Raw genomic sequence first — 25617 nt, forward strand, 5'->3', positions numbered from 1 at the left:
AGCTAGGCCGGCGAGACCCCGGCCCGACCGGCCTCGACCGTGAAGCGCGCCTGGGTGTGGAAGCTTGCCCCGGCCCGAACCGGGTACGCGGTCGCACGGAATTCGCATTGCATCGCCTCGGGCGTGACTTCCATCAACGCGTAGCCGCGCTCGTCGCCGCGCGCATGCACGACGTCCGGGTTGTCGCGCCGCATGCGCGCCATCGCCGCCTGGCTCGCACCGCGCGAGCTGATCGACCCGCCCACGAATTCGCTCGCGACCACCGGCGAGGCCGGGTCGTTCGGCCGCACGCGCAGATCGGCCGCGACATGGCGGTGCACGTCGCCGCCCAAGGCCACCACGTCCTTGACGCCGGCGTCGGCGATGCCCTGGAACAGCCGCCGGCGCGCCTCGGGATAGCCGTCCCAGCCGTCGGTCCATGTCTGGCGGCCCTGCGGCGTGTCGAGGGCGGTGGAACTCATCTGGGTGGACTGGCCGAACAGCTTCCACTGCCGCCGCGAATCGGCCAGGCCCTGCGCGAACCATCGCGACTGCTCGGCGCCGAGCATGGTGCGCGCCGGATCCGCGAGCTCGGCGCAGCCGATCACCCCACGGCCGGAATCGTGGGCCGGATCGGCGCAGGCATGGTGGCTGCGGTGCTGGCGGCAATCCAGCGTCCAGAGCTCGGCCAAGTTGCCCCAGACATGGCGGTCGTGGATGCGCATCGCCGCCCCCTGCGGGGGCAGCGCGAGCGGCATGTGCTCGAAGTAGGCCCGGTAGGCCGCGGCGCGGCGGGCGAGGAAGAGCGCGGGCTCGGTATAGGCCGGGTCGCGGTCGCCGGCGTAGTCGTTGACCACCTCGTGGTCGTCCCAGGTCAGGATCCACGGATGCGCGGCATGCGCGGCCTGCAGGTCCGCATCGCGCTTGTAGAGCGCGTGGCGCTCGCGGTAGCCCTCCAGCGTGTGCGGTATGGGCGCCCCGTGCCGGCGCATCTCGGAGTTCGTGCTGCTGCCCTCGTAGATGTAGTCGCCGACGAAGAGCACGAAGTCCAGCTCGCGGCCGGCGATCTCGCGGTGCGCGGCGTAGAAGCCGTGCTCGTAGTTCTGGCAGGAGGCGAGCGCGAAGCGCAGCCGCCGCAGCTGCGCATCCGGCGCCGGCGCGGTGCGCGTGCGGCCCACCGGGCTGTGCGCATCGCCGCAGCTGAAGCGATACCAGTAGTCGCGCTGCGGTGCCAGGCCCTGCGCATGGACATGCACGCTGAAGGCGCGCGAGGCATCGGTCACGACTTCGCCCTGCATGACCAGGCGCTGCAGCGCGGGGTCGCCGTAGATCTCGTAGCGCACGCTGCAGGCCGGCAAGGCATGGCGTGCCGCCTCGTCTTCGGCCTCCGGCAGCAGCCGGGTCCAGAGCACGACGCTGTCCGGCCGCGGCTGGCCGCTCGCGACGCCGAGCGTGAAGGGGTTCGAGCGCCAGCGCGGCGCCGCCTGCGCGCAGGCGGCCAGCGGTGCCGCGCAGCCGGCGAGCGCAAGCCACAGGGCGGCACGGTTGAGGTCTCGACGGCTGAGATACATGGCACTCCTTACAACAGCTCTTCGCCCACCAGCGGCAACAACATCCAGTTCTGGAAGCGCAGCCAGAAGTAGCCGCCCGGCTCGTCGTCGTGGACGATGTCCTTGCCGGCCTCGTCGTACTCGAGCCACTGCACGTGCCGGCCGCCGGGTGCGAGTCGGAGCCGGTAGGAGATGTTGGTCCGCGCGCCTGACAGCAGCCGCCTGAAGTCCGCGACCAGCTCGGCGCTGTTGACGACCACGCCCGTCTCGGTATTGACCGACGACGAGCGGCGGTCCAGGTTCATGGAGCCGATGAAGAGGCGGTTGTCGTCGATCACCGCCAGCTTGGCATGCAGCCGGCTGATCGACTGGCCGAAATCGCCGAAGCGGCCGGACTTTCCGCTGAGCACCGGCCCGATCTCGCGAATGCTCACGCCGATCCTGAGCATGTCGGCGCGGTAGCGCGCGTAGCCCGCATAGACCAGCGGCTCGTCGGTGGCGCCCAGGGAGTTGGTGACGAGCTCGATGCGTCCGCCCCGCGCCATCGCCGTCTTCATCATCGCCATGCCGCGCTCGCCGGGAATGAAGTACGGCGACACGATCATCACCTCCTTGCGTGCCGAATTCACCACGCCGAGCGCGCCTTCGTTCACGCTGCCGCGATAGGCCTCTTCGCTGCTCGCGCGCGTGATCTTGGCCGGATCGTCGGCGAACAGCTGTGCGCGGGCCCAATTGAGCTCGAGCGCGCCCGTCTCCAGCTGCTGGCCGACGGCGCTGCGGTCCAGCACGTCGCGCGGGCGCAGGGGCACATCGGGCGCGGCCGCCCTCGCGAGCTCGTCGAAGCGCCGCCGGGCAAGCTCGGGCGGCATCGCGCCCGCCACCACGTTGCCGATCGGCCGCACCTGCTCGCTGTTCCAGTAGCGGTCGAAGGCGTCGGACATCTCGCGCACGATGGGCCCGCAGGACAGCAGGTCCACGTCGATGAAATTCGCAGACGTGCTGCGCATGAAGTATTCGCTCGCGATGTTGCGGCCGCCCGAAACCGCGCAGCTGTTGTCGGCCACCAGCTGCTTGTTGTGCATGCGGTGGTTGATGCGGCCGAATTCATGCAGCGAGAACAGGACCCGCATGACCAGCGACCCACCGCGTGAAGGCAGTGGATTGAACAGCCGCACTTCGACGTTCGGGTGCGCGGCGAGTGCGAGGAGCAGCTCATCCTGCCCGCCGGTGTAGAGGTCGTCCATCAAGAGGCGCACCCGCACACCGCGCGCGGCCGCGTCGCGCAGCTCGCGCAGGAACAAGAGGCCCACTTCGTCGTCGTGGATCAGGTAGTACTGCACGTCCAGCGACTTCTGGGCGCGGCGCGCCAGGGAGATGCGCGCGTCGAAGGCGAAAGCAGCTTCCGGCAGCAGGCGAAAGCCCGAGAGCGCGGGCTGGCCGGCCGGCGCCGCGGCCGCCGCGAGCTGCGCCAGCCGTGTCTGCGCGACGTCGGTGATCGCGTGCGTCGGCGCAACCGGCACCGGCGCAGGCAGCGTGGCGCAGCCGCCCAACAGAACGGCAGCCACGAGCACCAGCGCGCTTCCCGACTTGGCGAGCTTCGACATGCGCCGCAATGTAACGCGGCGCCGCCCCTATGATCGGCGCGCATTCAACAAGGGACACGCGTGCTCAACGGCTTGTGGCTTGGATTCTTTCTGACGGCAGCGCTGGCTGCGCTTTCGCGCTGGCTCATCGGTGGCGATCCGGCCGTCTTCGCTGCCCTGGTCGAGAGCCTGTTCGCGATGGCCAAGCTCTCGGTCGAGGTGATGGTGCTGCTGTTCGGCACGCTCACGCTGTGGCTGGGATTTCTGCGCATCGCCGAAGCGGCCGGACTGGTGGCCGGCCTTGCGCGCATGCTGGGGCCGCTGTTCCGGCGCCTCATGCCCGAGGTGCCAGCGGGCCATCCGGCGCTGGGCCTCATCACGATGAACTTCGCGGCCAATGCGCTGGGCCTGGACAACGCGGCCACCCCGATCGGCCTGAAGGCGATGCGCGAGCTGCAGACGCTCAATCCGAGCGCGAACACGGCGAGCAATGCGCAGATCCTGTTCCTGGTGCTCAACGCCTCCTCGCTGACGCTCTTGCCGGTCAGCATCTTCATGTACCGGGCGCAGCAGGGCGCGGCGGATCCGACGCTGGTGTTCCTGCCGATCCTGATCGCGACCAGCGGCTCCACGCTGGTGGGCCTGCTCTCGGTGGCCTTCGTGCAGCGGCTCAAGCTGTGGGACCCGGTGGTGCTGGCCTACCTGCTGCCGGGCGCGCTGCTGCTCGGCGGCTTCATGGCGCTGCTGGCGACGCTCTCATCCGCGGCGCTGGCAACGCTTTCTTCGCTGCTCGGCAACCTCACGCTGTTCGGCATCGTGGTCGCTTTCCTGCTGGCCGGCGCGCTGCGGCGCGTGAAGGTCTACGAATGCTTCATCGAAGGCGCGAAGGAAGGCTTCGACGTCGCGAAGAATCTGCTGCCCTACCTGGTCGCGATGCTGTGCGCGGTCGGCGTGCTCAGGGCCTCGGGCGCGCTCGACATGGTGCTCGCCGGCATCCGCTGGCTGGTGGGCCTGACCGGCTGGGACGCGCGCTTCGTCGACGCATTGCCCACGGCGCTGGTCAAGCCCTTTTCCGGCAGCGCAGCGCGCGCGATGCTGATCGAGACCATGCAGAGCCAGGGGGTCGACAGCTTTGCCGCGCGGGTCGCGGCCACCATCCAGGGCAGCACCGAGACCACCTTCTACGTGCTGGCCGTGTACTTCGGCGCGGTGGGCATCCAGCGCGCGCGGCATGCGGTGGGATGCGCGTTGCTGGCGGAACTGGCCGGCGTGATCGGAGCCATCGGCGTCGGGTACTGGTTCTTCGGATAGGCCAGAATAGGCCTTCACTCCCCCGCTTGCCCGTGACCGCTCCCGCCCAGGCGCAACCGCCTTCCTTCACGTCCGACGAATTCCGCGAGGCCCTCGGCATGTTCGCGACCGGCGTGACCATCGTCACGGCGCGCGCCGCCGACGGCAGCCTGGTCGGCCTGACGGCCAACTCCTTCAACTCGGTCTCGCTGGCCCCGCCGCTGGTGCTATGGAGCCTGGCGCGCGGCGCGGCATCGATGGCGGCGCTCAGCACCGGCTCGCACTACGCGATCAACATCCTCGCCGCCAGCCAGAAGGATCTGGCCGAACGTTTCGCGGCCAAGGACGTCGACCGCTGGGCCGATGTCGCCTTCAGCGAGGGCGTGGGCGGCGCGCCGGTGCTGGTGGGCGCGGCGGCGAGCTTCGAGTGCTTCAACCGCAGCCGCTACGACGAAGGCGATCACGTGATCTTCGTTGGCGAAGTCGAGCGCTGCACGCACAACCCGGGCGCCTCGCCGCTGCTGTTCCACGGGGGGCGCTTCTACACCGAGCACCCGCTGTAGGCCCCGTTCTTCAGCGCCGCAGGCTGAGCTTGTAGCGGAAGGTGTCGGCGCGGTAGACCGCGATCTCCACGTGCACCGGCCCGCCGCCGGCCGCATGCACCAGCCGCTCCACCTGCAGCACCGGCGCGCCCGGCGCGAGCTGAAGCAGCTTCGCTTCCTGCGGCCGCGCGAGGCCAGCCCCGATCTCCAGCTGCGCTTCGCCAATGGCGAGACCGCCTTCGTGCTCGAAGATCTCGATCAGGTCGCGCTGCGAGAAGTCCACGCGCGCCAGCTTCTCGCCCAGGAAGCGCGGCAGGTAGGAGTTGTTGACCGAGAGCGGCTCGCGGTCGAGGTAGCGCAGCGTCTGCAGGTGGTACACCGTTTCGCCGGCCGCGAGCTGCAGCTGGCGCGCCACGGCAGCGGGCGCCTTCACTTCGCGCCACGCGAGCCGCTTGCTGCTGACCGCGTGCTGCTCCAGCGCCAGCGCCTCGTTCAGGCCCTGCAGGCGGTTCAGGCTTTGCGCCGCCTTCGGGTGGGACACGAAGGCCCCTTTTCCGTGCAGCTTGACGATCAGGCCCTCGGCCTGCAGCGCGCCCAGCGCCTGCCGCACGGTGATGCGGCTCACGCCGTGCTCGGCAGTCAACTCCGATTCGGAAGGCAGCTTGGCGCCGGGCGCGAGATGCCCATCGAGGATGCGTGCACGCAGCGCGTCGCGCAGCTGCGCATGCAGCGATTGGGGAAGTTCAGGCATTCGTCACCCTGGAGTTTGAATTGGCATAGGGTTTGCATGGCTTGTTATGACTTGTCATAACAAGTAGGATACCGCACTGTCTGGGTGCTTTTCTTTTCCGTTCTTTCGACCCGAGGAAACGACCATGTCTGCAACCCGCGCCTTCTTCCGTTGCGCCGCCGCGCTCGCGCTCGGCTTGAGCCTCGGTGCCGTCCAGGCCCAGGGCTACCCTGCCAAACCGATCTCGCTGATTGTGCCGTTCTCGGCCGGCGGCGGCGTCGACGCCACGGCGCGCCTCCTGACTGCCAAGCTCGGCGAGCTGCTCAAGCAGCCGGTGGTGATCGAGAACGTGGCCGGCGCGGCCGGCACCATCGGCACGCAGAAGGCCGCGCGCTCGCCGGCCGACGGCTACACGCTGCTGTTCGCGGTGGCCAGCCCGCTCAACGTCGCGCCGCTGGTCGCGCCCTCGGCCGTGCGTTACGACACCTTCAAGGATTTCGTGCCGGTCGCGACGGTCGGCACCTCGCCCTTCGTGCTGATCGGCAAGCCGGCGCTGCCCGCGCGCAACGCGGGCGAACTGATCCATCTCGCGAAGGCGCAGCCCGGCAAGCTCAACTTCGGCACCGACGGCGTCGGCACCTCGCTGCATGTGACGGCCGAGATGTTCAAGCAGCGCGCCGGCATCGACATCGTGCACGTGCCCTACAAGTCGGGACCGCAGGTGCTGACCGACGTCGCGGGCGGCCAGGTCGATCTGGCGGTGCTGCCGCTCACGCTGGCGCAGCCTTTCATCAAGGACGGCAAGGTCAAGGCCTTCGGCGTCACCTCGCTGGCCCGCTCGCCCAGTGCGCCGGCGATCCCGGCACTGGCCGAGACGCCGGAGCTCAAGGGCCTGGAGATGGATTCGTGGCTCGGTGTGCTGGCACCGGCCGGCACCCCGCCCGCCGTGATCGCGGCCTGGGTGAGCGCGCTCGACGCCACCCTCAAGGACCCGGAGATCGCGCGCAAGCTCGGCGACGTCGCAGTCAAGCCGCAGTTGATTGCCGGACCGGCATTCGCCGACTACCTGGCCAAGGAACGCAAGACCATCGCCGGCGTGGTCCAGACCGCCGGCATCAAGGCCGAGTAATGAGAGCGTCCCGATGCTGATGACGTTGACCAGCGCCTGGATCGTGCTGCCGGCCGTGCTGCTCGCCGGCGGGCTGATCGGCGCCAGCGGCATCGGGGGCGTGCTGCTGGTGCCGGTGCTGACCCAGCTGGGCGCGGTGCCGCTGCCGCAGGCGATCGCCGCGGCATCGCTGGGCTTCGCGCTGCCGGCGCTGGTGGCGCTCGGCCCGCTGCGCCGGGAGCGCGCCCTGGCCGCGCGCTGCGTGCCGCTGCTCGCAGGCGCGCTCGCGGGTGCGGCCGCCGGGGCGCTGATGCTGCGCTGGTTGCCGGCCGGCCTTCTCATGTCCGGCGTGACGGCGTTGGTGCTTTTCGCGGGCTGGCGCGGCTTGATGGCGGCATCCAACCCGGTGCCCGCATCCGCGGCAGCGCTCGGCACCACGGCCCTGCTCGTGCTGGGCGCGCTGGTCGGGCTCGGCTCCGCACTCACCGGCACCGGCGGGCCGGTGCTGGTGATCCCCATGCTGATGCTGCTGCGCCAGCCGCTCGCCTTCGCGGTCGTCGCGGCGCAGGCCATCCAGTTGCCCGTGGCGCTGGCGAGCAGCACGGTGCATGCGATCGAAGGCCGGCTCGATCTTTCGCTTGCACTGCTGTGCGGCGTGTTGATGCTGGCGGGCTCGATCGCGGGGCAGCGCGCCGCGGCCCTGCTCGACGTGCGGCAGATGCAGCGCATGGTGTCCCTGCTGCTGCTGGCCGTCGGGGCCTGGTTCGCCTGGCTGCTGCTTAACTGACATCCACTCGGAGCGAACATGCCGACTCCCGACCTTTTCGACTCGCGCCAGGAATTGCTGCTGGCCCCCGAATGGCTGATGCTGCCCGAGGGCCCGCAGCAGGACATGGCCGTGCTGGTGCGCGACGGCCGCTTCGCGCAGGTAGGCCCGCTGGCCGAGGTGCGCGCCGTGCATCCGGCACTGGCGCCGATCGCATTGCCCCGGCGGCTCCTGATGCCGGGCCTGGTCGACACCCACACCCACCTGACCCAGTCCTTCGGCAAGGCGCTCGCCTTCGGCGAACCCTCGGAGATCTTCCGCCGCATCTGGGTGCCGATGGAATCGATGCTCGATGCCGACGCGGCCTACCTCGCCGCCAAGCTCTCGGCGCTCGAGGCGCTGCGCGGCGGCTTCACCACGGTGGTCGATGCGGGCACCCGGTCGGAGGCCGGCCTGGATGCCGTGGCGAGCGCGGCACGCGACACCGGCATCCGCTGCGTGCTCGGCATGATCTGCAACGACGCGGGCCTCGAAGGCGGCGAGGCCGGCACCCGGCGCATCCTCGATGCGGCCGCGACCTTCCTGGCCCGGCTCGAACACGATGCGCTGGTGCATCCCTCGCTCGCAATCTCGATCCCCGAGGCCGCGACCGATCGCATGCTGCACGACGTCGCCGCCCTCACACGGGAAAGCGGCCGCCGCTTCCAGACCCATGTGAACGAGCACCTGGCCGCGGTCGAACGCTCGCTGATCGCGCGCGGACTGCGCCCGCTGGAACTGCTGCATGCCTGCGGCGCGCTCAATGCCTCGGCCCTGCTCGCCCATGCCACGCTGCTGACGGCGCGCGAATTGGGCCTCCTGCGCGACAGCGGCGCCGCCGTCGCCTACAACCCGGTGGCCAGCCAATGGAAGGGCAACGCGGTGCTCGATGCCGGCCTGCTGGCCATGCTGGGCGTGCCCTTCGGGCTCGGCACCGACGGCACGCGCGCCGACGGCTTCCGGCTGATGGACGCTGCCGAGGCCACGCAGCGCCTGACGCACGGCCTGGCCAACGGCGACTCCTCCTGCGGCGGCGGCTGGCTGTGGCTCGATCACGCCACGCACCGCGGCGCCGAGGCCGCGGGCCTGGGCAGCGTCACCGGCCGCATCGCCTGCGGCCTGGCCGCCGATTTCCTGCTGCTCGACCTCGACGTGCCGGAGTTCGTGCCGAGCTGGGACCTCACATGGGAACTGGTGCGCTTCGCGAACCGCGATCAGATCGAGGCAGTGTTCGTCAACGGCGCGCTGCGCCTGTGGAAGGGCTGGCCCACCGACTGGGATGCGCGCGCGCTGATGCGCGAGGTGGCCGAGATCGCGCGCCGCGACGTCCAGCGCGCGCCGATCCAGCGCGTGCATTCCGTGGCCGATCTGCACCGACGGCAACAGCAGCAGCGCCCGGCGTCCTGAACGATTCCCGCCGGAGGGCTACGATCGGCGCATGCCCCTCCGCCTGCGTCGCAACATGCAGGTGGCGCTGCTCGCCGTCGCCTGCACGGCGGCCGTCGCCGCCCCCGAGAAGAAGAACTGGTTCGACGATCCCTTCTTCCAGCTGTCTTCGGGCCTGCGCGGCTGTCCCGTACCCGAAGGTCCGCTCTACACCGCCGACGAGCGCCGCAGCCAGATGCATGCGCGGCTGGAGCGCGGCACCAGCTGCTGGCTCGAAGGCAAGTGCAGCGACAGCAACGCCTACCGCTACGACAAGGCTATAGCACCCAAGGTCCAGGCGGCGCTCGGCGCGGTTCCGGGCGTGAAGCGCGCGAGCGTCTGGGTCGTCGTGCAGCGGCGCTGGGTCTACCTGCAGGGCTGCGTGCGCTCGCGCGCGCTGGCGCTGCAATTGCAGCAGGCAGCTCGCGCCGTGCCGGACGTGGAGCTGGTCGTCGACGACCTGATGATCGGCACGCGCGGCAAGCCTCCGTATGCGCTTGCGTCCCCGTCAGAGAAAAAAGAATGATGGAAAGAAAACACCACCTCGACACCCGCGCCACCACCCTGCTGCTGGCCTGCTGCGCCTTCTGGGGCCTGCAGCAGATCCTGATCAAGACCACGGTGAGCGAGGTGCCGCCCTTGTGGCAGGCGTCGATCCGCATGGCGGGCGCGGTCGTGCTGCTGTGGCTATGGTGCCTGTGGCGCCGCGTGCCGCTGTTCGAGCGCGACGGGACCTTGGCCGGCGGCCTGGTCGCGGGCTTGCTGTTCGCGGGCGAGTTCACCTGCATCTACATCGGGCTGCAGCACACCACCGCCTCGCGGCTCACCGTGTTTCTCTACACCTCGCCCTTCGTGGTGGCCCTGCTGCTGCCGCGCTTCGTGGCGGCCGAGCGGCTGCGCGGCATGCAGTGGATCGGTCTCGCGATCGCCTTCGCCGGCGTGGTGCTGGCCTTCAGCGAGAGCTTCGGCCACAGCAGCTCGGGCCAGCTGTTCGGCGATGCACTGGCGCTCGCGGCCGGCGTGCTGTGGGGGCTCACGACGCTGGCGATCCGCACCACCCGGCTCGCGACCGCCAGCGCCGAGAAAACGCTCTTCTATCAGATCGCGGTCACCGCGGCGGTCTCGCCGCTGCTGTCGCTCGCGCTCGGCGAGGCCTGGGGCTTCTCGTATTCCACCTACGCCTGGTTCTCGATCTTCCTGCAGACCGCGATCGGCGCCTTCGCGAGCTACCTGGCGTGGATGTGGATGCTGCGGCACTACCCGGCCACGCGCATCTCCTCCTTCACCTTCCTCACGCCGCTGTTCGCGCTGGTGTTCGGCGTGGTGCTGCTGAAGGAGCCGCTGACCTTGCAGCTGGTGCTGGCGCTGGCAGGCGTGGCGCTGGGGATCGTGCTGGTGAACCGGCGCGCGGGCGTGAAGGAACTGCCTGAATCCGTGAGCCGCACATGAACTTCCAGCCCATCCTCGACGACATCAACGCGCAGATTCGCCCGCTGCTGGGCGCCGGCGGCACGGTGGCCCGCTACATCCCGGCGCTGGCGCGCGTGCCGGCGCAGCAGTTCGGCATCGCGCTGCGGACCTGCCAGGGGCAGGAGGCGTCGGCCGGCGATGCGGCCGTGCCCTTCTCGATCCAGAGCATCTCCAAGCTCTTCACGCTCACGCTCGCGATGCGGCGCATGGGCGACGCGCTGTGGGAGCGCATCGGCCGCGAGCCTTCGGGCAACCCGTTCAATTCGCTGGTGCAGCTCGAGCATGAGCAGGGCAAGCCGCGCAATCCCTTCATCAATGCCGGCGCCATCGCGGTGGCCGACCGGCTCGTGAGCCAGGGCGATGCCAAGGCCGACATCCTCGAACTCATGACAAGCCTCTGCGGCGAGCCCATCGGCTTCGATGCCGAGGTGGCCGCCTCCGAGGCCGTGACCGGCTACCGCAACTACGCGCTCGCAAACTTCATGAAGAGCTTCGGCAAGCTCGACAACGACGTCGAGCCCGTGCTCGACATGTACTTCCACCAGTGCGCGATCCGCATGAGCTGCGTGCAGCTGGCGCGCGCGGCCGGCTTCCTGTGCCGCGATGGCGCCCACCCGCGCGACGGCGAGCCGGAGATCACGACGGAGCGCCATGCGCGGCGCATCAACGCGCTGATGCTGACCTGCGGCACCTACGACGCCGCCGGCGACGTCGCCTTCTCGATCGGCCTGCCCTGCAAGAGCGGCGTCGGCGGCGGCATCGTCGCGGTGGTGCCCGACCAGCTCACGCTGTGCGTCTGGTCGCCTGCGCTGGATGCGACCGGGAATTCGCTGCTGGGCATGAAGGCGCTGGAGCTGTTCGTGACGAAGACGGGGCTGTCGGTGTTCTGAACACTGCGGTTCCTTCACAGCTCCTCAGGCGCGGCCGAACTCCAGCAGCGTCTCGATCACCCGCTGCGTGGCGCCGTCCAGCCTGCCCTGTGCGCGGTACGCGATCGCCAGGTGGCGCGTGAGCTTCGGGCTCAGCGGCCGCGTCTGCACATGCTCGCCGGCGTCGGCGACCTTCCCTCCGTCAGGCGCCGGCAGCACCGCCACGCCGTAGCCCGCGCCGACCAGGCTGCGCATGGCGACGTCGTAGTTGTGTTCGATGCGCGCGCGCGGCGCGAAGCCGGCGCGGGCGAACCATTCCATCGTCAATGCGTACATGCGTGAGCCCGGCTCGTTCATGATCAGCGACTGCTGCGCCAGCCAAGCCGGCGTGATGCGACTCGGCACCTCCCAGCGTCCCGGCAGGAAGGCCATCATCGAATGCTTGCGCCAGGGTGTCAGCGCCAAGCCCGGCACCGCGGGCTGCGGCAGCGCGATGATGGCCAGGTCCAGGCTGCCGGCCAGCAAGCCGGATACCGAATAGTCCGAGCCCAGGAAGCTGGGCGTGAGCAGGATGTCGGGGTAGCGCTCCAGCAGGGCGTGGAATACCGGCGGCAACAGGTCGACCACCACGCTGGTGGTGCTGCAGCCGATGCGCACCCGGCCGGCCAGCCCCTGGTGCTGGCGTCGCACTGCGTCGATGGCGTCGTCGGCGTCGCGCAACAGGCGCCTGCCGCGTTCCACCAGCACGGCGCCTGCCGCGGTGGGCGTGACACGTCGCGCGCCGCGCACCACCAGCGGCGCCCCGAGCCGCGATTCGAGCTCGCTGATGTGCAGGCTCACGGTCGGCTGCGCGAGATGCAGCGCCTGCGCGGCGGCCGAGAAGGTGCCCAGGTCGGCGATCGATACCAGCGTGCGGAGTTGGTCCAGGTTCAGCTGTCGCATCAGGGATCCTGATTGATTGCTTCAGTAATTTCAACTTCCACAATAGCACGCGGCGTCGCACCATCGCTGCATCTCAAGGAGAGACGCGATGGAACTCAGGATGAATCTGCCCGCAAAGGAACCGCTGCAAGCCCTTGTCGACTGGTTCGCGCGTGCGCTGGCCAGGCGCCGCGCGCGCCACCAGGCGCTGCAGCTCGCGACCATGAGCGAGCACGAGTTGCTCGACCTTGGCATCGGACGCAGCGAAGTGCCGGCACTGCTGAACGGCCGTGCCGACCCACGCAGCGCATCGAACTAGGGCCTGCCCTAAGCCGTGCCGTACCCTCCGCCTGCCGGCGTTTCGATCACGAACACGTCGTTGGCCGCCATCTCGACCTGCGCGCTGTGGCCCAGCGCTTCGATGCGCCCGTCGGCGCGCTCCACCCGATTGATGCCGACGGCCCCCGGCTGGCCGCCGGCCATGCCGAAGGCGCCGCGCTTGCGGCCGTTGCTGAGGATCGATGCGGTCATCGGCTCCAGGAAGCGGATCCTGCGCACGCCGCCATCGCCGCCGCGCCAGCGGCCCGCGCCGCCCGAGTGGGCGCGGATCTCGTAGCTGTCGAGGCGCACCGGGTAGCGGAACTCCAGCACCTCGGGGTCGGTCAGGCGCGAGTTGGTCATGTGGGTCTGCACGACGCCGGTGCCGTCGAAGCCCGAGCCAGCGCCCGAGCCGCCCGAGATGGTCTCGTAGTACTGGTGCTTTGCGTTGCCGAAGGTGAAGTTGTTCATCGTGCACTGGCTGGCCGCCATCACGCCCAGCGCGCCGTACAGCGCGTTGGTCACGCAGCTCGAAGTTTCCACGTTGCCGGCCACCACGGCGGCCGGCGGCGTGGGGTTGAGCATGCAGCCTTCGGGCACGCGCACGTGGATCGGCTTCAGGCAGCCGGCGTTGAGCGGAATGTCGTCGTCCACCAGCGTGCGGAACACGTAGAGCACGGCGGCCATGGTGATCGACTTGGGCGCGTTGAAGTTGTTCGGCAGCTGCGCGCTGGTACCGCTGAAGTCGACCGTCGCGCTGCGCGCGGCGGTATTCACATGCACGCGCACCCGGATCTGCGCGCCGTTGTCCAGCGGCAGCGTGAAGTCGCCGTCGGCGAGCGCCGTGATGACGCGGCGCACCGACTCCTCGGCGTTGTCCTGCACATGCTGCATGTACGCCGCCACGGTGGCGCGGCCGTACTGCGCGACCATGGCCCTGAGCTCCTGCACGCCCTTTTCGTTGGCAGCGATCTGGGCCCGCAGGTCGGCCAGGTTCTGCTCGATGTTGCGCGAGGGGTGGGCGCCGCCGGCCAGCAGCGCGCGCAGTTCGTCCTCGCGCAGCAGGCCCTGATCGACCAGCTTGAAGTTGTCGATCAGGACGCCCTCGTCGGCGATGGTGGCCGAGAACGGCGGCATCGAGCCCGGCGTGATGCCGCCGACGTCGGCGTGGTGGCCGCGCGAGGCGACGTAGAACGACGGCTTCAGGTCATCCTGTTCGAGATAGACCGGCGTGACGACCGTGATGTCGGGCAGGTGCGTGCCGCCGTGGTAGGGGTCGTTGAGCACGTACACGTCGCCCGGGCGCATGCCCGGGTTGCTGTCGATCACGGTCTTGATCGATTCGCTCATCGAGCCCAGGTGCACCGGCATGTGGGGCGCATTGGCGATCAGGTTGCCTGTGGCGTCGAACAGCGCGCATGAGAAGTCGAGGCGCTCCTTGATGTTGACCGAGTAGGCCGTGTTTTGCAGGCGCAGGCCCATCTGCTCGGCGATGTTCATGAACAGGTTGTTGAACACCTCCAGCATCACCGGGTCGGCCTCAGTCCCCACGGCGCGGGCCGAGACGCGCGGCGCGATGCGCTTGAGCTCGACGCCGCAGGCGGTGATGCGTGCCTGCCAGCCCGGTTCGACCACGGTGGTGGCATTCTTTTCCGCCAGGATCGCGGGGCCGTCGATGCGCGCCCCCGGGGCCAGCGACTCGCCGAGATGGAGGGCCGCCTGGCGCCAGCCGGCAGGCTGCTCGTCGGCCTGGCAATACATCGAGACCTGGCCGGCCGGCTCGGGCCGATGGTCTTCGCCCGGATCGGCGTGCGGCGCCGATGCGCTGCGTTCGCCGGCGCCCACGGCCTCGACCGAGACGGCTTCGATCACCAGCGCGCGATCGGGCATCAGGAAGGCGAAGCGCTGGCGGTAGGCCTGGGCGAACTCGTCGCTGATCGCGGCGATGGCCTCCTCGGGCGTCGTCCCGAGCGGCAGCATGCAAGGCAGCGCCGTGTCGGTGCCCTCGTAGCGCACCTGCACGCGATGGAAGCTGTCGATGCCGGTGCGGTCGACGCCCTGCGCCGCCAGCTCGTCCTCGGCCTGGACACGCAGGCGCTCGGCAATCTCGACCGCGGCCGCGAAGCCCGCGGCGTCGAGCGGGCGCTCCACCGCCGCCTCGCGCATCGCGATCTGGTCGGCCAGCCCCATGCCGTAGGCCGACAGCACGCCGGCAAAGGGATGCGCGTAGACGGTGCGCATGCCCAGCGCGTCGGCCACCAGGCAGGCATGCTGGCCGCCGGCGCCGCCGAAGCACTGCAGCGTGTAGTGCGTGACGTCGTAGCCGCGCGCCACCGAGATGCGCTTGATCGCATTGGCCATGCTGGCCACCGCGATCTGCAAGGCGCCGCTGGCCACCTCTTCGGCGCTGACGCTGCGGCCCGTGGCATCGCTCATCTCTCGTGCCATGGCTTCGAAGCGCTGCCTCGCCGCCTCGCGGTCCAGCGCCTCGTCGGCCGCCGGCCCGAACACCTTGGGGAACCAGGCCGGCTGGATCTTGCCGAGCAGCACGTTGGCATCGGTGGTGGCGAGCGGCCCGCCGCGGCGGTAGCTCGCGGGGCCGGGATTGGCGCCGGCCGATTCGGGGCCGACGCGCAGGCGCGCGCCGTCGAAGCGGATCACCGAGCCGCCGCCGGCCGCCACCGTGTGGATGCTCATCATCGGCGCGCGCATGCGCACGCCGGCCACCTGGGTCTCGAAGGCGCGTTCGAACTCGCCCGCGTAGTGCGACACATCGGTCGAGGTGCCGCCCATGTCGAAGCCGATCACCTTCTCGTGCCCGGCCTGCACGGCCGTGCGCACCATGCCGACGATGCCGCCGGCCGGGCCGGAAAGGATGGCGTCCTTGCCCTGGAAGCGCTGCGCCTGCGTGAGGCCGCCCGAGCTCTGCATAAAGAACAAGGGCACGCCCGGCATCTGCGCCGCCACCTGGTCGACATAGCGGCGCAGGATGGGCGAGAGGTAGGCATCGACCACCGTGGTGTCGCCGCGCGGCACCAGCTTCATCAGCGGGCTGGTCTTGTGCGATGCCGAGACCTGGGTGAAGCCGATGGCGCGCGCGATCCGCTCGGCCGCCAGCTCGTGCGCGGTGTAGCGCCAGCCGTGCATGAAGACGACGGCGCAGGCGCGGATGCCGGCGTCGAAGGCGGCCTGCAGCGCGCCGTGCAGCGCCGCTTCGTCGAGCGCCTGGACCACCTCGCCCTGGGCCCCGATGCGCTCCTTCGCCTCGATCACGCGCTCGTACAGCAGCTCGGGCAGCACGATGTGGCGGTCGAACAGGCGCGGGCGCGCCTGGGTGGCGATGCGCAGCGCGTCGCGAAAGCCGCGCGTGGTGACCAGCACCGTGCGGTCGCCCTTGCGCTCCAGCAGCGCGTTGGTCGCGACCGTGGTGCCCATCTTCACGCACTCGACGCGCTCGGGCGTGATCAGCTCGCCGGCCTTCAGCCCGAGCAGGCGGCGGATGCCTTCGACGGCCGCATCGCGGTAGTGCTCGGGGTTTTCCGAGAGCATCTTGAGGGTGTGCAGCGTGCCGTCCGGCGCGCGGCCCACCAGGTCGGTGAAGGTGCCGCCGCGGTCGATCCAGAACTGCCAGAGTGGGTTTGCTTGCTTGTTCATTGCGGTGAGAAGAAGAGGAGGATGGCGTGGACGGCGAGGCGCTACTTCGCCACGCCCATCACGTAATCGGGCAGCCAGGTGACGATGCCCGGGAACAAGGTGATCAGCGCGATGCACAGCACCAGGCAGCCGAAGAAGGGCAGCGCGGCCTTGGCGATGAGGTTGCTGTCCTTGCCGGTCATGTTCTGCAGCACGAACAGGTTGAAGCCCACCGGCGGCGTGACCTCCGCGATCTCGACCAAGAGCACGACGAAGATGCCGAACCACACCAGGTCGAAGCCGGCCTTCTGCACCATCGGCAGCACCACCGCCGCCGTGAGGACGATCATGCTGATGCCGTCGAGCGCGGTGCCGAGCACCAGGTACACCACCACCAGCGCGGCGATCAGCGCCGTGGGCGACAGGTGCATGGCGTCGACCCACAGCGCCAGCTCGCGCGGGATGCCGGTGAAGGCCATGGTCTTGGTCAGGAAGGCGGCGCCGGCCAGGATGAACATGATCATGCAGCTGGTGCGGGCCGCGCCCATCAGGCCTTCGCCGAAGTTGCGCCAGGTGAGCGAGCGGCTCCACAAGGCCAGCGCCAGCGCGCCGACCACGCCATAGGCCGCGCATTCGGTGGCCGTCGCCCACCCCGCGACAAGCGCCCAGCAGATGAACACGATCAGCGCGCCGCAGGGAATCAGGTTGCGCGAGCGGCGCAGCTTCTCGACGAAGCCGAGCGCGGGCTCGGCCGGCGGCATGCGCATCGGGTTGCGCAGCGCCCACCACATGATGTAGCCCGAGAACAGCGCCATCAGCACGAAGCCAGGCAGGAAGCCGGCGAGGAAGACGCGAATGATCGAGGCGTCGGCCGCCACCGCGTAGACCACCATGGTGATCGAGGGCGGAATCAGGATGCCCAGCGTGCCGGCGGTGGCCAGCGAACCGAGCGCCATCTTCTCGTCGTAGCCGCGCTTCTGGAGCTCGGGCAGTGCGACCTTGGCGATGGTGGCGCAGGTCGCGGCCGAGGAGCCCGAGACCGAGCCGAAGATGCCGCAGCCCAGGATGGTGGTATGCATCAGCCGGCCCGGCACGCGGCCGAGCCAGGGCGCCAGGCCCTCGAACATTTCTTCGCTGAGCCTCGTGCGGAACAGGATCTCGCCCATCCAGATGAAGAGCGGCAGCGCGGCGAGCTCCCAGCTCGCGTTGCTCTCCCAGAAGGCCGAGAACAGGTTCAGGCCCGGCTGGGTCGAGGTGAAGAAGGCTTGCCCGACCCAGCCGCAGATGGCCAGCGTCATCGCAATCCACACGCCGCCCGAAAGCAGCATCAGCATCAACAGCAGCAGGACGCCGCCGACCATCAGGATGTCCATGATTCGGGCCTCAGGTCAAAGGTCGGAAGAGAAGTCGCCCTGCGCATGGCGTTCTGCGACCAGTCGCACGAAGGTGGGGACGCCGCCGCGCAGCACGATGACGAATTCGTCGACGACGGCCAGCACCAGCAGCAGCGCGCCCAGCGCAAAGCTCGATTGCGGGATCCAGATCGGCAGCGGCAGCAGGCCTTGCGCCACTTCGTTGAAGGCCCAGCTCTCGTAGGTGAACCTGCAGGCCCACCAGGCCAGGTAGGCGGTGGCCAGCGTCGCGATGCCCAGCGAGAGCAGCTCCAGCACGCGGCGCGCGCCGGGGCCGAGCTTCTCGAGCAGCAGGGTCACGCGCACGAAGTCGCCGTGCTTGAAGGCATGCGCCATGGTCAGGAAGGCAGCCGCCGCGCACAGCCAGGCCACCACGTCGGTGATGGCGCCGGTGGCGATGTCGAACTGGCGCCCCAGGCTCTGGGCCACCATCAGCAGGCAGATCAGCGCCACGCAGCCGGCGCCGAGCACGCCGGCACCGAGAAAGAGGCCATCGAGCAGGCGGCGCAGCGTGGAAGCGCTGACCGAAGGAAGGGTGCCGATGTCGGAAGGCAGGCGCACTGCTCCCTCCACCGTGGCACCCGGTGCCGGTGTTTGCATGGATGTCTCCGGTAGGGGGATTTACTTCTTGTAGGCGTCCACGATGGCCTTGCCATCGGCGCCGGCGACGCGCAGCCAGTCCTCGGTCATGCGCGCGCCGACGAGCTTGAGTTCCTGCTTGAGGACTTCGCTGGTGGCGTCGATCTTCATGCCCTTGGCGGCCAGCTGCTTGATGTACTCGCCGTCCTTTTCCTCGCTGATGCGCCAGCCGCGCTGCTCGGCGGCGGCGGCCTGCTTGAGCACGGCCTCCTGCGTGGCCTTGTCGAGCGTGTCGAAGGCCTTCTGGTTCACCACCACCGCGTTGCGCGGCAGCCAGGCGTTGACGTCGTAGAAGTACTTGGCCTGCTCGTAGAGCTTGCTGTCCACGCCGCTGGCACTCGAGGTCAGGAAGTTGTCGACGCCGCCGGTGGCCAGCGCCGCGCTGAGCTCGGCCAGCTGGATCGTGACCGGCTGCGCGCCGACCGATTGCGCGATGGCCGAGGTGGCCGGGTTGTAGGCGCGCATCTTGGTGCCCTTCAAGTCCTTGGTCGAGGCGACCGGCTTGATGGAGTACAGGCCCTGCGGCGGCCACGGCACGGCGTACAGCAGCTTCAGGCCCTGGGCCGCAAGCGCCTTGCTCAGGTAGGGCTGCGACACCTCGTGCAGGCGCCTGGCTTCGGCATAGCTGGTGGCCAGGAAGGGAACCGAATCGAGCCCGAACATCGGCGCCTCGTTGGCGGCGCTCGAGAGGATGAACTCGCCGATCGGGGTTTGCGCGGACTGCACGGCGCGCTTGATCTCGTTGGCCTTGAACAGCGAGGCGTTGGGGTGCACCGCAATCTTGAGCTTGCCCGCGGTGGCCTTGTCCACGTCGTCGGCGAACTGCTGCAGGTTCTGCACCTGGTAGGTGTTGGCGCCGTAGCCGGACGGCAGGTCCCATTTGGTCTGGGCCGTGGCGGCGGTGGCGGCCAGCGCAGCCACGAGGGCGGCAGAGAAGCGAATTTTCATGGGGAGTCTCCTTGTCGTGATGAAGCTCAGCAGCGGCCCAGCTGCCGGTTGAGAAGGTCGGTCACCAGCATGGCGCCCGGGGCGTGGGTGATGCAGAAGGCGGGCCTGGCCTGTGCGACGGCCGCCTGCGGGGTCACGCCGCAGGCCCAAAACACGGGAATCTCTCCGGCGCGGATCTCGACCGCGTCGCCGTAGTCGGGGTGCGCCAGGTCAGCGATGCCGATGGCGGACGGGTCGCCCAGATGCACCGGGGCGCCATGGACCTCGGGCATGCGCGCTGTGATCTGCACCGCGCGGATCGCCTCGGCGGCCTTGAGCGGCCGCATCGACACCACCATCGGGCCGTGGAAGGCGCCGGCGCGCGCCGTCTGGATATTCGTGCGGTACATCGCGACGTTGCGGCCCTGGTCGACGTGGCGCAGCCGGATGCCATCGGCCAGGAGCGCGTGCTCGAAGGAAAACGAGCAGCCGATCACGAAGCTCACGAGGTCGTCGCGCCACAGCGTGCGGATGTCGGTGGGCTGCTCGACCAGTTCGCCCTCGCGCCAGACGCGGTAGGCCGGGACGTCGGTGCGGATGTCGAGCTCGGCACCCAGGCTCGGCAGCATCGGATCGCCGGGCTCGGACACCGCCAGCAGCGGGCAGGGCTTGGGGTTGCGCTGGCAGTAGCGCAGGAAGTCGCCGGCCAGCGCCTCCGGCAGGATCACCACGTTGCCTTGCACGTACTCGCGCGCCAGGCCGCTGGTGTGCGTGGCCAGCGCCCCGCTGCGCGCCGCGCGGCGCACGCTCAGCGCATCGGAGGCGGCATCAAGGGCCGGCGGGGCGTTCGTATTGGCGGTGGGTTCTGCGGGCATCGTGCATCCTCGTAAAAGGCTTTCGTGTGTGAAAGCTCGGTGACGGGACGCATTGTGGAAATTAACGCGCGCCAACTCCAACGCAAAATTTCTTGCTCAGCTCATCGATTTTTTGTGTGACCCAGTTTTGGGCGACGCGAACTGCAAGGCGGAGGCCAGCGCCGCTTCGGTCAGGTGCGAGGTCGGGTCTTCGCGGTAGCTCGCGTGGATCGGCAGCGGCGCCGGCGCGGTGTCGCACTTCAGCACGCGCAGCGGCAGCCGCAGCGCCAGGTGCTCGGCCGCGGCCCGGGGCAAGGTGGCGATGCCGAAGCCGGCCTCGACCAGCTGCGCCATCGCCGAGATCGACGAGATCGCATGCACGCGCGGCGTCTCCAGGCCCGCGCGCCTGAACAGATCCAGCAGCGCCACATGCGGCTGCGAGCCGCGCTGGAAGGTCAGCAGGTCGAAGCCGAACAGGTCCTGCAGCTTGTAGAGCCGCCGCGGGTGCAGCACCTGGTGCCCGACGAAGCTCATCTCCATGGTGGGCAGCGCATGCGTGCTCACGCCCTCGCCGCTCGCCGGCAGCGCGGCGAATACCAGGTCCTGCTTGCCGCGCTGCAGCTGGTCGACCAGCACCGGCGTGGTTTCCACCGTGAGCTCCAGCTCGAAGTCCGGATGCGTGGCCTGCATGTGCTTAAGCCAGTCGGTCAGCCAGGTGTGGACCACCGACTCGATCGCGCCGATGCGCAGCACCTGCGCACGCACCGTGCCCGACCCCATCTCCGACTTGATCTGCTGCTGCATTTCCAAAAGCCGCTGCGCCAGGCGGTGGAAGCGCTGGCCGGCCACCGTGAGGCGGAACTGCTTGTCGCGCCGGTCGAGCAGCAGCACGCCGAGCTCGCGTTCCAGCGCGGCGATGCGGCTGGACAGCGCGGATTGCGTGAGGTGCAGCTTCTCGGCCGCGCGCGTCACGCTCTTGAGTGCCACGGCCCAGTGGAAGGCTTCGACGAAGCGCAGGTTCATGGGGCCATTCTCCCCCGCGTGGCAAGGTGTCCACGTCAACGGGCTTGAGCGCCCCGGTGCGCCGTGGCACGATCGCGCCGGTGACCAGCAGACCCGCCCCAGCGCAGCACCTGAGCGACCTCGCGCGGCTGCGCCGCGTTCGCGACCGGATCGACCGGGAGTACGCGCAGCCGCTGGACGTCGAGGCGCTGGCCCGCGGTGTGAACATGTCGGCCGGGCACCTCAGCCGCCAGTTCCGGCTCGCCTACGGCGAGCCGCCATACGCCTATCTGATGACGCGGCGCATCGAGCGCGCGATGGCGCTGCTGCGTCGTGGCGACCTCAGCGTCACCGAGGTCTGCTTCGAGGTCGGTTGCGCGTCGCTGGGCACCTTCAGTACGCGCTTCACCGAGCTGGTCGGTGTACCGCCCAGCACCTATCGGGCTCAGAGAGGGCCTGAGACCGCAGGGATTCCCTCGTGCGTGGCGAAACAGATCACCAGGCCGATCAGGAATCGAGAAGCGCCGATCACCGACCCGCCCATAGACTGATCGCCTGGACATCAACCTGACTGGACTGACTACCATGGACATCAGCATTCACACGAGCTTCCTCCCGCACAACGATCCGGACGCCTCGCTGGCCTTCTATCGCGACACCCTTGGCTTCGAGGTCCGAAAGGACGTCGCGTACGGCGGGATGCGCTGGATCACGGTCGGCCCCGCCGGCCAGCCCGACACCTGCATCGTCCTGACACCACCGGCCGCTGCGCCGGGGCTCACCGACGACGAGCGCCGCACCATCGCCGAGATGATGGCCAAGGGCACCTACGCGATGATCATCCTGGCCAGCGCCGACCTCGACGGCACCTTCGAGCGCCTGCAGGCCAGCGGCGCCGAGGTCATCCAGGAGCCGATCGACCAGCCGTACGGCGTGCGCGACTGTGCCTTCCGGGATCCCGCCGGCAACCACATCCGGATCAACGAAGTGGGCCGAGCGAAGACACGATGAGCAAGGCGCCGAGGAAGGACACGCACACGCCTGCGCCGCACGCTGCCGACCGCCACGATCTGATCCGCGTGCACGGCGCGCGCGTCAACAACCTCAAGGACGTCAGCGTCGAGCTCCCGAAGCGCCGGCTGACGGTGTTCACCGGCGTCTCCGGCTCGGGCAAGAGCTCGCTGGTGTTCGGCACCATCGCCGCCGAGTCGCAGCGGCTGATCAACGAAACCTACAGCGCTTTCGTACAGGGCTTCATGCCGACGCTGGCGCGGCCCGAGGTCGACGTGCTCGACGGGCTGACCACCGCGATCATCGTCGACCAGGAACGGATGGGCGCCAATCCCCGCTCCACCGTCGGCACCGCCACCGACGCCAACGCGATGCTGCGCATCCTCTTCAGCCGGCTGGGGAAGCCGCACATCGGCTCGCCCAACGCGTTCTCCTTCAATGTCCCCTCGGTGCGGGCGAGCGGCGCGATCACGGTCGAACGCGGCGAGGGCAAGACCAGGACCGTGAAGCAGACCTTCACCCGCACCGGCGGCATGTGCCCGCGCTGCGAGGGCATGGGCAACGTGAACGACATCGACCTGCCCCAGCTGTACGACGACAGCAAGTCGCTCAACGAGGGCGCGCTCACGATCCCCGGCTACAGCATGGACGGCTGGTACGGCCGCATCTTCAACGGCTGCGGCTTCTTCGACCCGGACAAGCCGATCCGCAAATTCACCAAGAGGGAGCTGCAGGATCTCCTCTACAAGGAGCCGACCAAGATCAAGGTCGACGGCATCAACCTGACGTACGAGGGGCTGATCCCGAAGATCCAGAAGTCCTTCCTGTCGAAGGACGTCGACGCGCTGCAGCCGCACATCCGCGCCTTCGTGGAGCGGGCGATGACCTTCCGTACCTGTCCCGACTGCGGCGGCACGCGCCTCGCCGAGCCCGCGCGGTCCTCCAGGATCAAGGGGATCAACATCGCCGATGCGTGTGCGATGCAGATCAGCGACCTCGCCGGGTGGGTCCGCGGCCTCGACGAGAAATCGGTCGCGCCGCTGGTCGCCGTGCTGCTGCGGACCCTCGACTCGTTCGTGGAGATCGGGCTGGGCTACCTCTCGCTCGACCGGCCGTCGGGCACGTTGTCGGGCGGCGAGGCGCAGCGCACGAAGATGATCCGCCACCTCGGCTCCTCGCTCACCGACGTCACCTACGTCTTCGACGAGCCCACCATCGGCCTGCACCCGCATGACGTCCAGCGGATGAACGATCTGCTGCTGCAGCTGCGCGACAAGGGCAACACGGTGCTCGTCGTGGAGCACGAGCCGGAGACGATCGCGATCGCCGACCACGTCATCGACCTCGGACCCGGCGCAGGCACGGCGGGCGGCACCATCTGCTTCGAGGGCACGGTCGAGGGGCTGCGGGCCAGCCGCACCACCACCGGCCGCCATCTCGACAACCGGACCGCCCTGAAAGAGACGGTGCGCACGCCCACCGGCCGGCTTCCGATCCGCGGCGCGACGACGCACAACCTGCAGGACGTCGACGTCGACATCCCGCTCGGGGTGCTGGTCGTGATCACCGGCGTCGCCGGCTCCGGCAAGAGCTCGCTCGTGGAAGGGTCGATCCCCAGCTCGGCGGGCGTGGTGTCGGTCGACCAGACGCCCATCCGCGGCTCCCGGCGGAGCAATCCGGCGACATACACCGGACTGCTCGAGCCGATCCGCAAGGCGTTCGCGAAAGCCAACGACGTGAAGCCCGCGCTGTTCAGCGCCAACTCCGAGGGCGCCTGCCCCACCTGCAACGGGGCCGGCGTCATCTACACCGACCTGGCGACGATGGCCGGCGTCGCCACCCCCTGCGAGGACTGCGAGGGCAAGCGCTTCGAGGCCTCGGTGCTGAAATACAAGCTCGGCGGCCGCGACATCAGCGAGGTGCTCGCGATGTCGGTGACCGAGGCCGAGAAGTTCTTCGGCGCAGGCAAGGCGCACACGCCGGCCGCGCACGCCATCCTCGTGCGGCTCGCCGACGTGGGCTTGGGCTACCTCAGCCTCGGCCAGCCGCTCACCACGCTGTCCGGCGGCGAGCGGCAGCGGCTCAAGCTGGCCACCCACATGGCCGAGAAGGGCGGGGTCTACGTCCTCGACGAGCCGACCACCGGCCTGCACCTGGCCGACGTCGGGCAGTTGCTCGGCCTGCTCGACCGGCTCGTCGACGCCGGCAAGTCGGTCATCGTGATCGAGCACCACCAGGCGGTCATGGCGCATGCCGACTGGATCATCGATCTCGGCCCCGGCGCGGGCCACGACGGCGGCCGAATCGTCTTCGAGGGCACACCCGCCGAGCTCGTCAAAGCCCGCTCCACCCTCACCGGCGAGCACCTCGCGGTCTACGTAGGCATCTGACCGAGGCCCCAGCGCCCGCTCGGCGCAGGCCTCAGCGCGGCACGCGCTGGCGCGTCGACGCGCGCACCACCAGCTCGGGCCGCAGCACGACGGTGGACGCCGACAGCGCCTTGCCCTCGATCTCGTCGAACAGCATCTCGGCCGCGCGCCAGCCGAGCTCGCGGTGCGGCAGGCGGATGGTGGTGAGCGGCGGATCGACCATGTCGACCAGCGGCATGTCGTTGTGGCCGGTGATCGAGATGTCCTGCGGCACGCGGATGCCCTGCACGCGCAGCAGGTCGTAGGCGCCCAGCGCCACCAGGTCGTTGCAGCAGACCACGGCTTCGGGCTGGTCGTTCTGCGCCAGCAGCTGCGCCATGGCCTTGCGGCCGGCCTCGCGGCTGTAGCCTTCGCATTCCGCCACGCACGCGAGCTCGAGGCCCCGATCGCGCAGCGCCTGTTCCACGCCCTGCCGGCGCGCGACGCCGGTCGGCACGTTCTGCGGCCCGGCCAGGTGCGCGATGCGGCGATGCCCGGCCGCGACCAGGTGATCGACCGCCAGCTTCATCGCCAGCCGGTCGTCGCTGACCACCGCGGGCAGGCGCCCGCTCTCGTCGGCGCGGTTCACCAGCACGGTGTGCATGCCGGCCTTCTTGAGGAAGTCGACCAGCGGATCGTCGCGCGTCGCGATCGCCATCACCAGCCCGTCGACCTGCTGCGCCAGCATGCGCTCGACCACCGGGCGCGCGAGCGCGTGGTCCATCACGTTGGTCACGAACACGAAGTAGCCGCGCGCCGCGGCGCTGGCCTCGATGCCCTGCAGGATGGGCGGGAACACCGGGTTGGTGATGTCCGGCACCAGCACGCCGATGGTGTGGGTGCGGCCGGTGCGAAGGGCCGAGGCTGCGCGGTTGGGGCGGTAGCCCAGGCGCTGCGCCGCCTCTTCCACCACGCGCAGCACCTCTTCGCTGATCAGCGCGCGTTTCTCCGGATTGAGCGCGCGCGACACGGTCGAGACATGCACGCCGGCGGCCTGCGCGACGTCGCGGATCGTGACCGGGGAAGACGGTGAGGGGCTCATTTACTGCAAACGATTGATCTTGGCGAGAACCCAGAGTATCGCCTTGATTTCATTGGGGGCTCTGCAGAACCCCGTTCTTGCGCAAATTCTATTCATGGC

23 protein-coding genes are annotated in these 25617 nt (G+C 69.5%); 12 read left to right on the forward strand and 11 right to left on the reverse strand.

Annotated elements, in window-relative coordinates; all coding sequences use genetic code 11:
* Positions 1-2: 2 nt before the first annotated feature.
* The gene (locus AC3A6B_RS18405) at positions 3-1550 is read right to left on the reverse strand and encodes an alkaline phosphatase D family protein (RefSeq protein ID WP_487838108.1); all 1548 of its coding nucleotides are present in this window, start codon (positions 1548-1550) and stop codon (positions 3-5) included.
* 8 nt (positions 1551-1558) lie between these two features.
* On the reverse strand, positions 1559-3133 hold the full coding sequence (locus AC3A6B_RS18410) for a phospholipase D-like domain-containing protein (protein WP_487838109.1): 1575 nt from the start codon (positions 3131-3133) through the stop codon (positions 1559-1561).
* Between the two features lie 60 nt (positions 3134-3193).
* Between AC3A6B_RS18410 and AC3A6B_RS18415 the strand changes: the two genes are divergently transcribed.
* Together AC3A6B_RS18415 and AC3A6B_RS18420 are read left to right on the forward strand one after the other, a co-directional pair.
* Positions 3194-4423, forward strand: coding sequence for a nucleoside recognition domain-containing protein (locus AC3A6B_RS18415; RefSeq protein ID WP_487838110.1), 1230 nt, complete (start codon positions 3194-3196; stop codon positions 4421-4423).
* A 32-nt stretch (positions 4424-4455) separates the two neighbouring features.
* Entirely contained in the window at positions 4456-4965 is a 510-nt protein-coding gene (locus tag AC3A6B_RS18420; RefSeq protein ID WP_487838111.1) for a flavin reductase family protein, read from the forward strand.
* Between the two features lie 10 nt (positions 4966-4975).
* Here the strand turns inward: AC3A6B_RS18420 and AC3A6B_RS18425 are convergent, their stop codons facing one another.
* Entirely contained in the window at positions 4976-5695 is a 720-nt protein-coding gene (locus tag AC3A6B_RS18425) for a GntR family transcriptional regulator (protein WP_487838112.1), read from the reverse strand.
* Positions 5696-5819: 124 nt separating this feature from the next.
* Between AC3A6B_RS18425 and AC3A6B_RS18430 the strand changes: the two genes are divergently transcribed.
* From AC3A6B_RS18430 to AC3A6B_RS18455, 6 genes are read left to right on the forward strand one after another with little or no spacing between them, the layout of a single operon-like run.
* Positions 5820-6803 carry a Bug family tripartite tricarboxylate transporter substrate binding protein gene (locus AC3A6B_RS18430; protein WP_487838113.1) on the forward strand — a complete coding sequence of 328 codons (984 nt, stop codon included), beginning with the start codon at positions 5820-5822 and terminating at the stop codon, positions 6801-6803.
* Between the two features lie 13 nt (positions 6804-6816).
* Positions 6817-7569 (forward strand): sulfite exporter TauE/SafE family protein, encoded by a 753-nt coding sequence (locus tag AC3A6B_RS18435; RefSeq protein ID WP_487838114.1) that lies wholly within the window; start codon positions 6817-6819, stop codon positions 7567-7569.
* A gap of 18 nt (positions 7570-7587) precedes the next feature.
* Entirely contained in the window at positions 7588-8994 is a 1407-nt protein-coding gene (locus AC3A6B_RS18440) for an amidohydrolase family protein (RefSeq protein ID WP_487838115.1), read from the forward strand.
* 31 nt (positions 8995-9025) lie between these two features.
* On the forward strand, positions 9026-9538 hold the full coding sequence (locus AC3A6B_RS18445; protein WP_487838116.1) for a BON domain-containing protein: 513 nt from the start codon (positions 9026-9028) through the stop codon (positions 9536-9538).
* A complete protein-coding gene (locus AC3A6B_RS18450) occupies positions 9535-10461 on the forward strand; it encodes a DMT family transporter (RefSeq protein ID WP_487838117.1) in 927 nt (308 codons plus the stop codon). The genes AC3A6B_RS18445 and AC3A6B_RS18450 overlap by 4 nt, the downstream gene beginning before the upstream one ends.
* A complete protein-coding gene (locus AC3A6B_RS18455) occupies positions 10458-11372 on the forward strand; it encodes a glutaminase (protein WP_487838118.1) in 915 nt (304 codons plus the stop codon). Before AC3A6B_RS18450 ends, AC3A6B_RS18455 begins: the two co-directional genes overlap by 4 nt.
* 24 nt (positions 11373-11396) lie before the next feature.
* On the opposite strand, the gene AC3A6B_RS18460 is transcribed toward AC3A6B_RS18455, so the two are convergent.
* Entirely contained in the window at positions 11397-12293 is an 897-nt protein-coding gene (locus tag AC3A6B_RS18460) for a LysR family transcriptional regulator (RefSeq protein ID WP_487838119.1), read from the reverse strand.
* Between the two features lie 88 nt (positions 12294-12381).
* Here AC3A6B_RS18460 and AC3A6B_RS18465 point away from each other — a divergent pair, with 88 nt between their 5' ends.
* Positions 12382-12591, forward strand: a complete 210-nt coding sequence (locus tag AC3A6B_RS18465) for a YjiS-like domain-containing protein (RefSeq protein WP_487838120.1) — start codon at positions 12382-12384, stop codon at positions 12589-12591.
* Between the two features lie 8 nt (positions 12592-12599).
* Here AC3A6B_RS18465 and AC3A6B_RS18470 read toward each other — a convergent pair whose 3' ends face one another.
* From AC3A6B_RS18470 to AC3A6B_RS18495, 6 genes are all read right to left on the reverse strand, one after another.
* The gene (locus AC3A6B_RS18470) at positions 12600-16244 is read right to left on the reverse strand and encodes a hydantoinase B/oxoprolinase family protein (protein ID WP_487838121.1); all 3645 of its coding nucleotides are present in this window, start codon (positions 16242-16244) and stop codon (positions 12600-12602) included.
* Positions 16245-16285: 41 nt separating this feature from the next.
* Positions 16286-17596: a TRAP transporter large permease gene (locus AC3A6B_RS18475; protein WP_487838122.1), complete on the reverse strand. Its 1311-nt coding sequence runs from the start codon at positions 17594-17596 to the stop codon at positions 16286-16288.
* A 15-nt stretch (positions 17597-17611) separates the two neighbouring features.
* The gene (locus AC3A6B_RS18480) at positions 17612-18145 is read right to left on the reverse strand and encodes a TRAP transporter small permease subunit (RefSeq protein WP_487838176.1); all 534 of its coding nucleotides are present in this window, start codon (positions 18143-18145) and stop codon (positions 17612-17614) included.
* Between the two features lie 111 nt (positions 18146-18256).
* Positions 18257-19222, reverse strand: coding sequence for a TRAP transporter substrate-binding protein (locus tag AC3A6B_RS18485; RefSeq protein WP_487838123.1), 966 nt, complete (start codon positions 19220-19222; stop codon positions 18257-18259).
* Between the two features lie 26 nt (positions 19223-19248).
* Positions 19249-20076 carry a putative hydro-lyase gene (locus AC3A6B_RS18490; RefSeq protein WP_487838124.1) on the reverse strand — a complete coding sequence of 276 codons (828 nt, stop codon included), beginning with the start codon at positions 20074-20076 and terminating at the stop codon, positions 19249-19251.
* Positions 20077-20172: 96 nt separating this feature from the next.
* Positions 20173-21078, reverse strand: coding sequence for a LysR family transcriptional regulator (locus AC3A6B_RS18495; RefSeq protein ID WP_093104436.1), 906 nt, complete (start codon positions 21076-21078; stop codon positions 20173-20175).
* 80 nt (positions 21079-21158) lie between these two features.
* On the opposite strand from AC3A6B_RS18495, the gene AC3A6B_RS18500 reads away from it, so the two are divergent.
* From AC3A6B_RS18500 to AC3A6B_RS18510, 3 genes are read left to right on the forward strand one after another with little or no spacing between them, the layout of a single operon-like run.
* Positions 21159-21608, forward strand: a complete 450-nt coding sequence (locus AC3A6B_RS18500; RefSeq protein WP_487838125.1) for a helix-turn-helix transcriptional regulator — start codon at positions 21159-21161, stop codon at positions 21606-21608.
* Positions 21609-21642: 34 nt separating this feature from the next.
* Entirely contained in the window at positions 21643-22068 is a 426-nt protein-coding gene (locus AC3A6B_RS18505) for a VOC family protein (RefSeq protein ID WP_487838126.1), read from the forward strand.
* Positions 22065-24458: an ATP-binding cassette domain-containing protein gene (locus tag AC3A6B_RS18510; RefSeq protein WP_487838127.1), complete on the forward strand. Its 2394-nt coding sequence runs from the start codon at positions 22065-22067 to the stop codon at positions 24456-24458. Before AC3A6B_RS18505 ends, AC3A6B_RS18510 begins: the two co-directional genes overlap by 4 nt.
* Positions 24459-24489: 31 nt before the next feature.
* On the opposite strand, the gene AC3A6B_RS18515 is transcribed toward AC3A6B_RS18510, so the two are convergent.
* Positions 24490-25518, reverse strand: a complete 1029-nt coding sequence (locus tag AC3A6B_RS18515) for a LacI family DNA-binding transcriptional regulator (RefSeq protein WP_487838128.1) — start codon at positions 25516-25518, stop codon at positions 24490-24492.
* Positions 25519-25617 lie beyond the last annotated feature (99 nt).

This window comes from Variovorax sp. Soil_C_33 (assembly GCF_057656935.1).

Bases quoted from the DNA above. Each gene is read 5' to 3' on its own strand.
- AC3A6B_RS18410 (WP_487838109.1), bottom strand. From the start codon at position 3,133: ATGTCGAAGCTCGCCAAGTCGGGAAGCGCGCTGGTGCTCGTGGCTGCC.
- AC3A6B_RS18405 (WP_487838108.1), bottom strand. From the start codon at position 1,550: ATGTATCTCAGCCGTCGAGACCTCAACCGTGCCGCCCTGTGGCTTGCG.
- AC3A6B_RS18485 (WP_487838123.1), bottom strand. From the start codon at position 19,222: ATGAAAATTCGCTTCTCTGCCGCCCTCGTGGCTGCGCTGGCCGCCACC.
- AC3A6B_RS18510 (WP_487838127.1), top strand. From the start codon at position 22,065: ATGAGCAAGGCGCCGAGGAAGGACACGCACACGCCTGCGCCGCACGCT.
- AC3A6B_RS18440 (WP_487838115.1), top strand. From the start codon at position 7,588: ATGCCGACTCCCGACCTTTTCGACTCGCGCCAGGAATTGCTGCTGGCC.
- AC3A6B_RS18515 (WP_487838128.1), bottom strand. From the start codon at position 25,518: ATGAGCCCCTCACCGTCTTCCCCGGTCACGATCCGCGACGTCGCGCAG.
- AC3A6B_RS18435 (WP_487838114.1), top strand. From the start codon at position 6,817: ATGCTGATGACGTTGACCAGCGCCTGGATCGTGCTGCCGGCCGTGCTG.
- AC3A6B_RS18465 (WP_487838120.1), top strand. From the start codon at position 12,382: ATGGAACTCAGGATGAATCTGCCCGCAAAGGAACCGCTGCAAGCCCTT.
- AC3A6B_RS18425 (WP_487838112.1), bottom strand. From the start codon at position 5,695: ATGCCTGAACTTCCCCAATCGCTGCATGCGCAGCTGCGCGACGCGCTG.
- AC3A6B_RS18475 (WP_487838122.1), bottom strand. From the start codon at position 17,596: ATGGACATCCTGATGGTCGGCGGCGTCCTGCTGCTGTTGATGCTGATG.
- AC3A6B_RS18460 (WP_487838119.1), bottom strand. From the start codon at position 12,293: ATGCGACAGCTGAACCTGGACCAACTCCGCACGCTGGTATCGATCGCC.
- AC3A6B_RS18470 (WP_487838121.1), bottom strand. From the start codon at position 16,244: ATGAACAAGCAAGCAAACCCACTCTGGCAGTTCTGGATCGACCGCGGC.
- AC3A6B_RS18490 (WP_487838124.1), bottom strand. From the start codon at position 20,076: ATGCCCGCAGAACCCACCGCCAATACGAACGCCCCGCCGGCCCTTGAT.
- AC3A6B_RS18430 (WP_487838113.1), top strand. From the start codon at position 5,820: ATGTCTGCAACCCGCGCCTTCTTCCGTTGCGCCGCCGCGCTCGCGCTC.
- AC3A6B_RS18455 (WP_487838118.1), top strand. From the start codon at position 10,458: ATGAACTTCCAGCCCATCCTCGACGACATCAACGCGCAGATTCGCCCG.
- AC3A6B_RS18495 (WP_093104436.1), bottom strand. From the start codon at position 21,078: ATGAACCTGCGCTTCGTCGAAGCCTTCCACTGGGCCGTGGCACTCAAG.
- AC3A6B_RS18445 (WP_487838116.1), top strand. From the start codon at position 9,026: ATGCCCCTCCGCCTGCGTCGCAACATGCAGGTGGCGCTGCTCGCCGTC.
- AC3A6B_RS18450 (WP_487838117.1), top strand. From the start codon at position 9,535: ATGATGGAAAGAAAACACCACCTCGACACCCGCGCCACCACCCTGCTG.
- AC3A6B_RS18505 (WP_487838126.1), top strand. From the start codon at position 21,643: ATGGACATCAGCATTCACACGAGCTTCCTCCCGCACAACGATCCGGAC.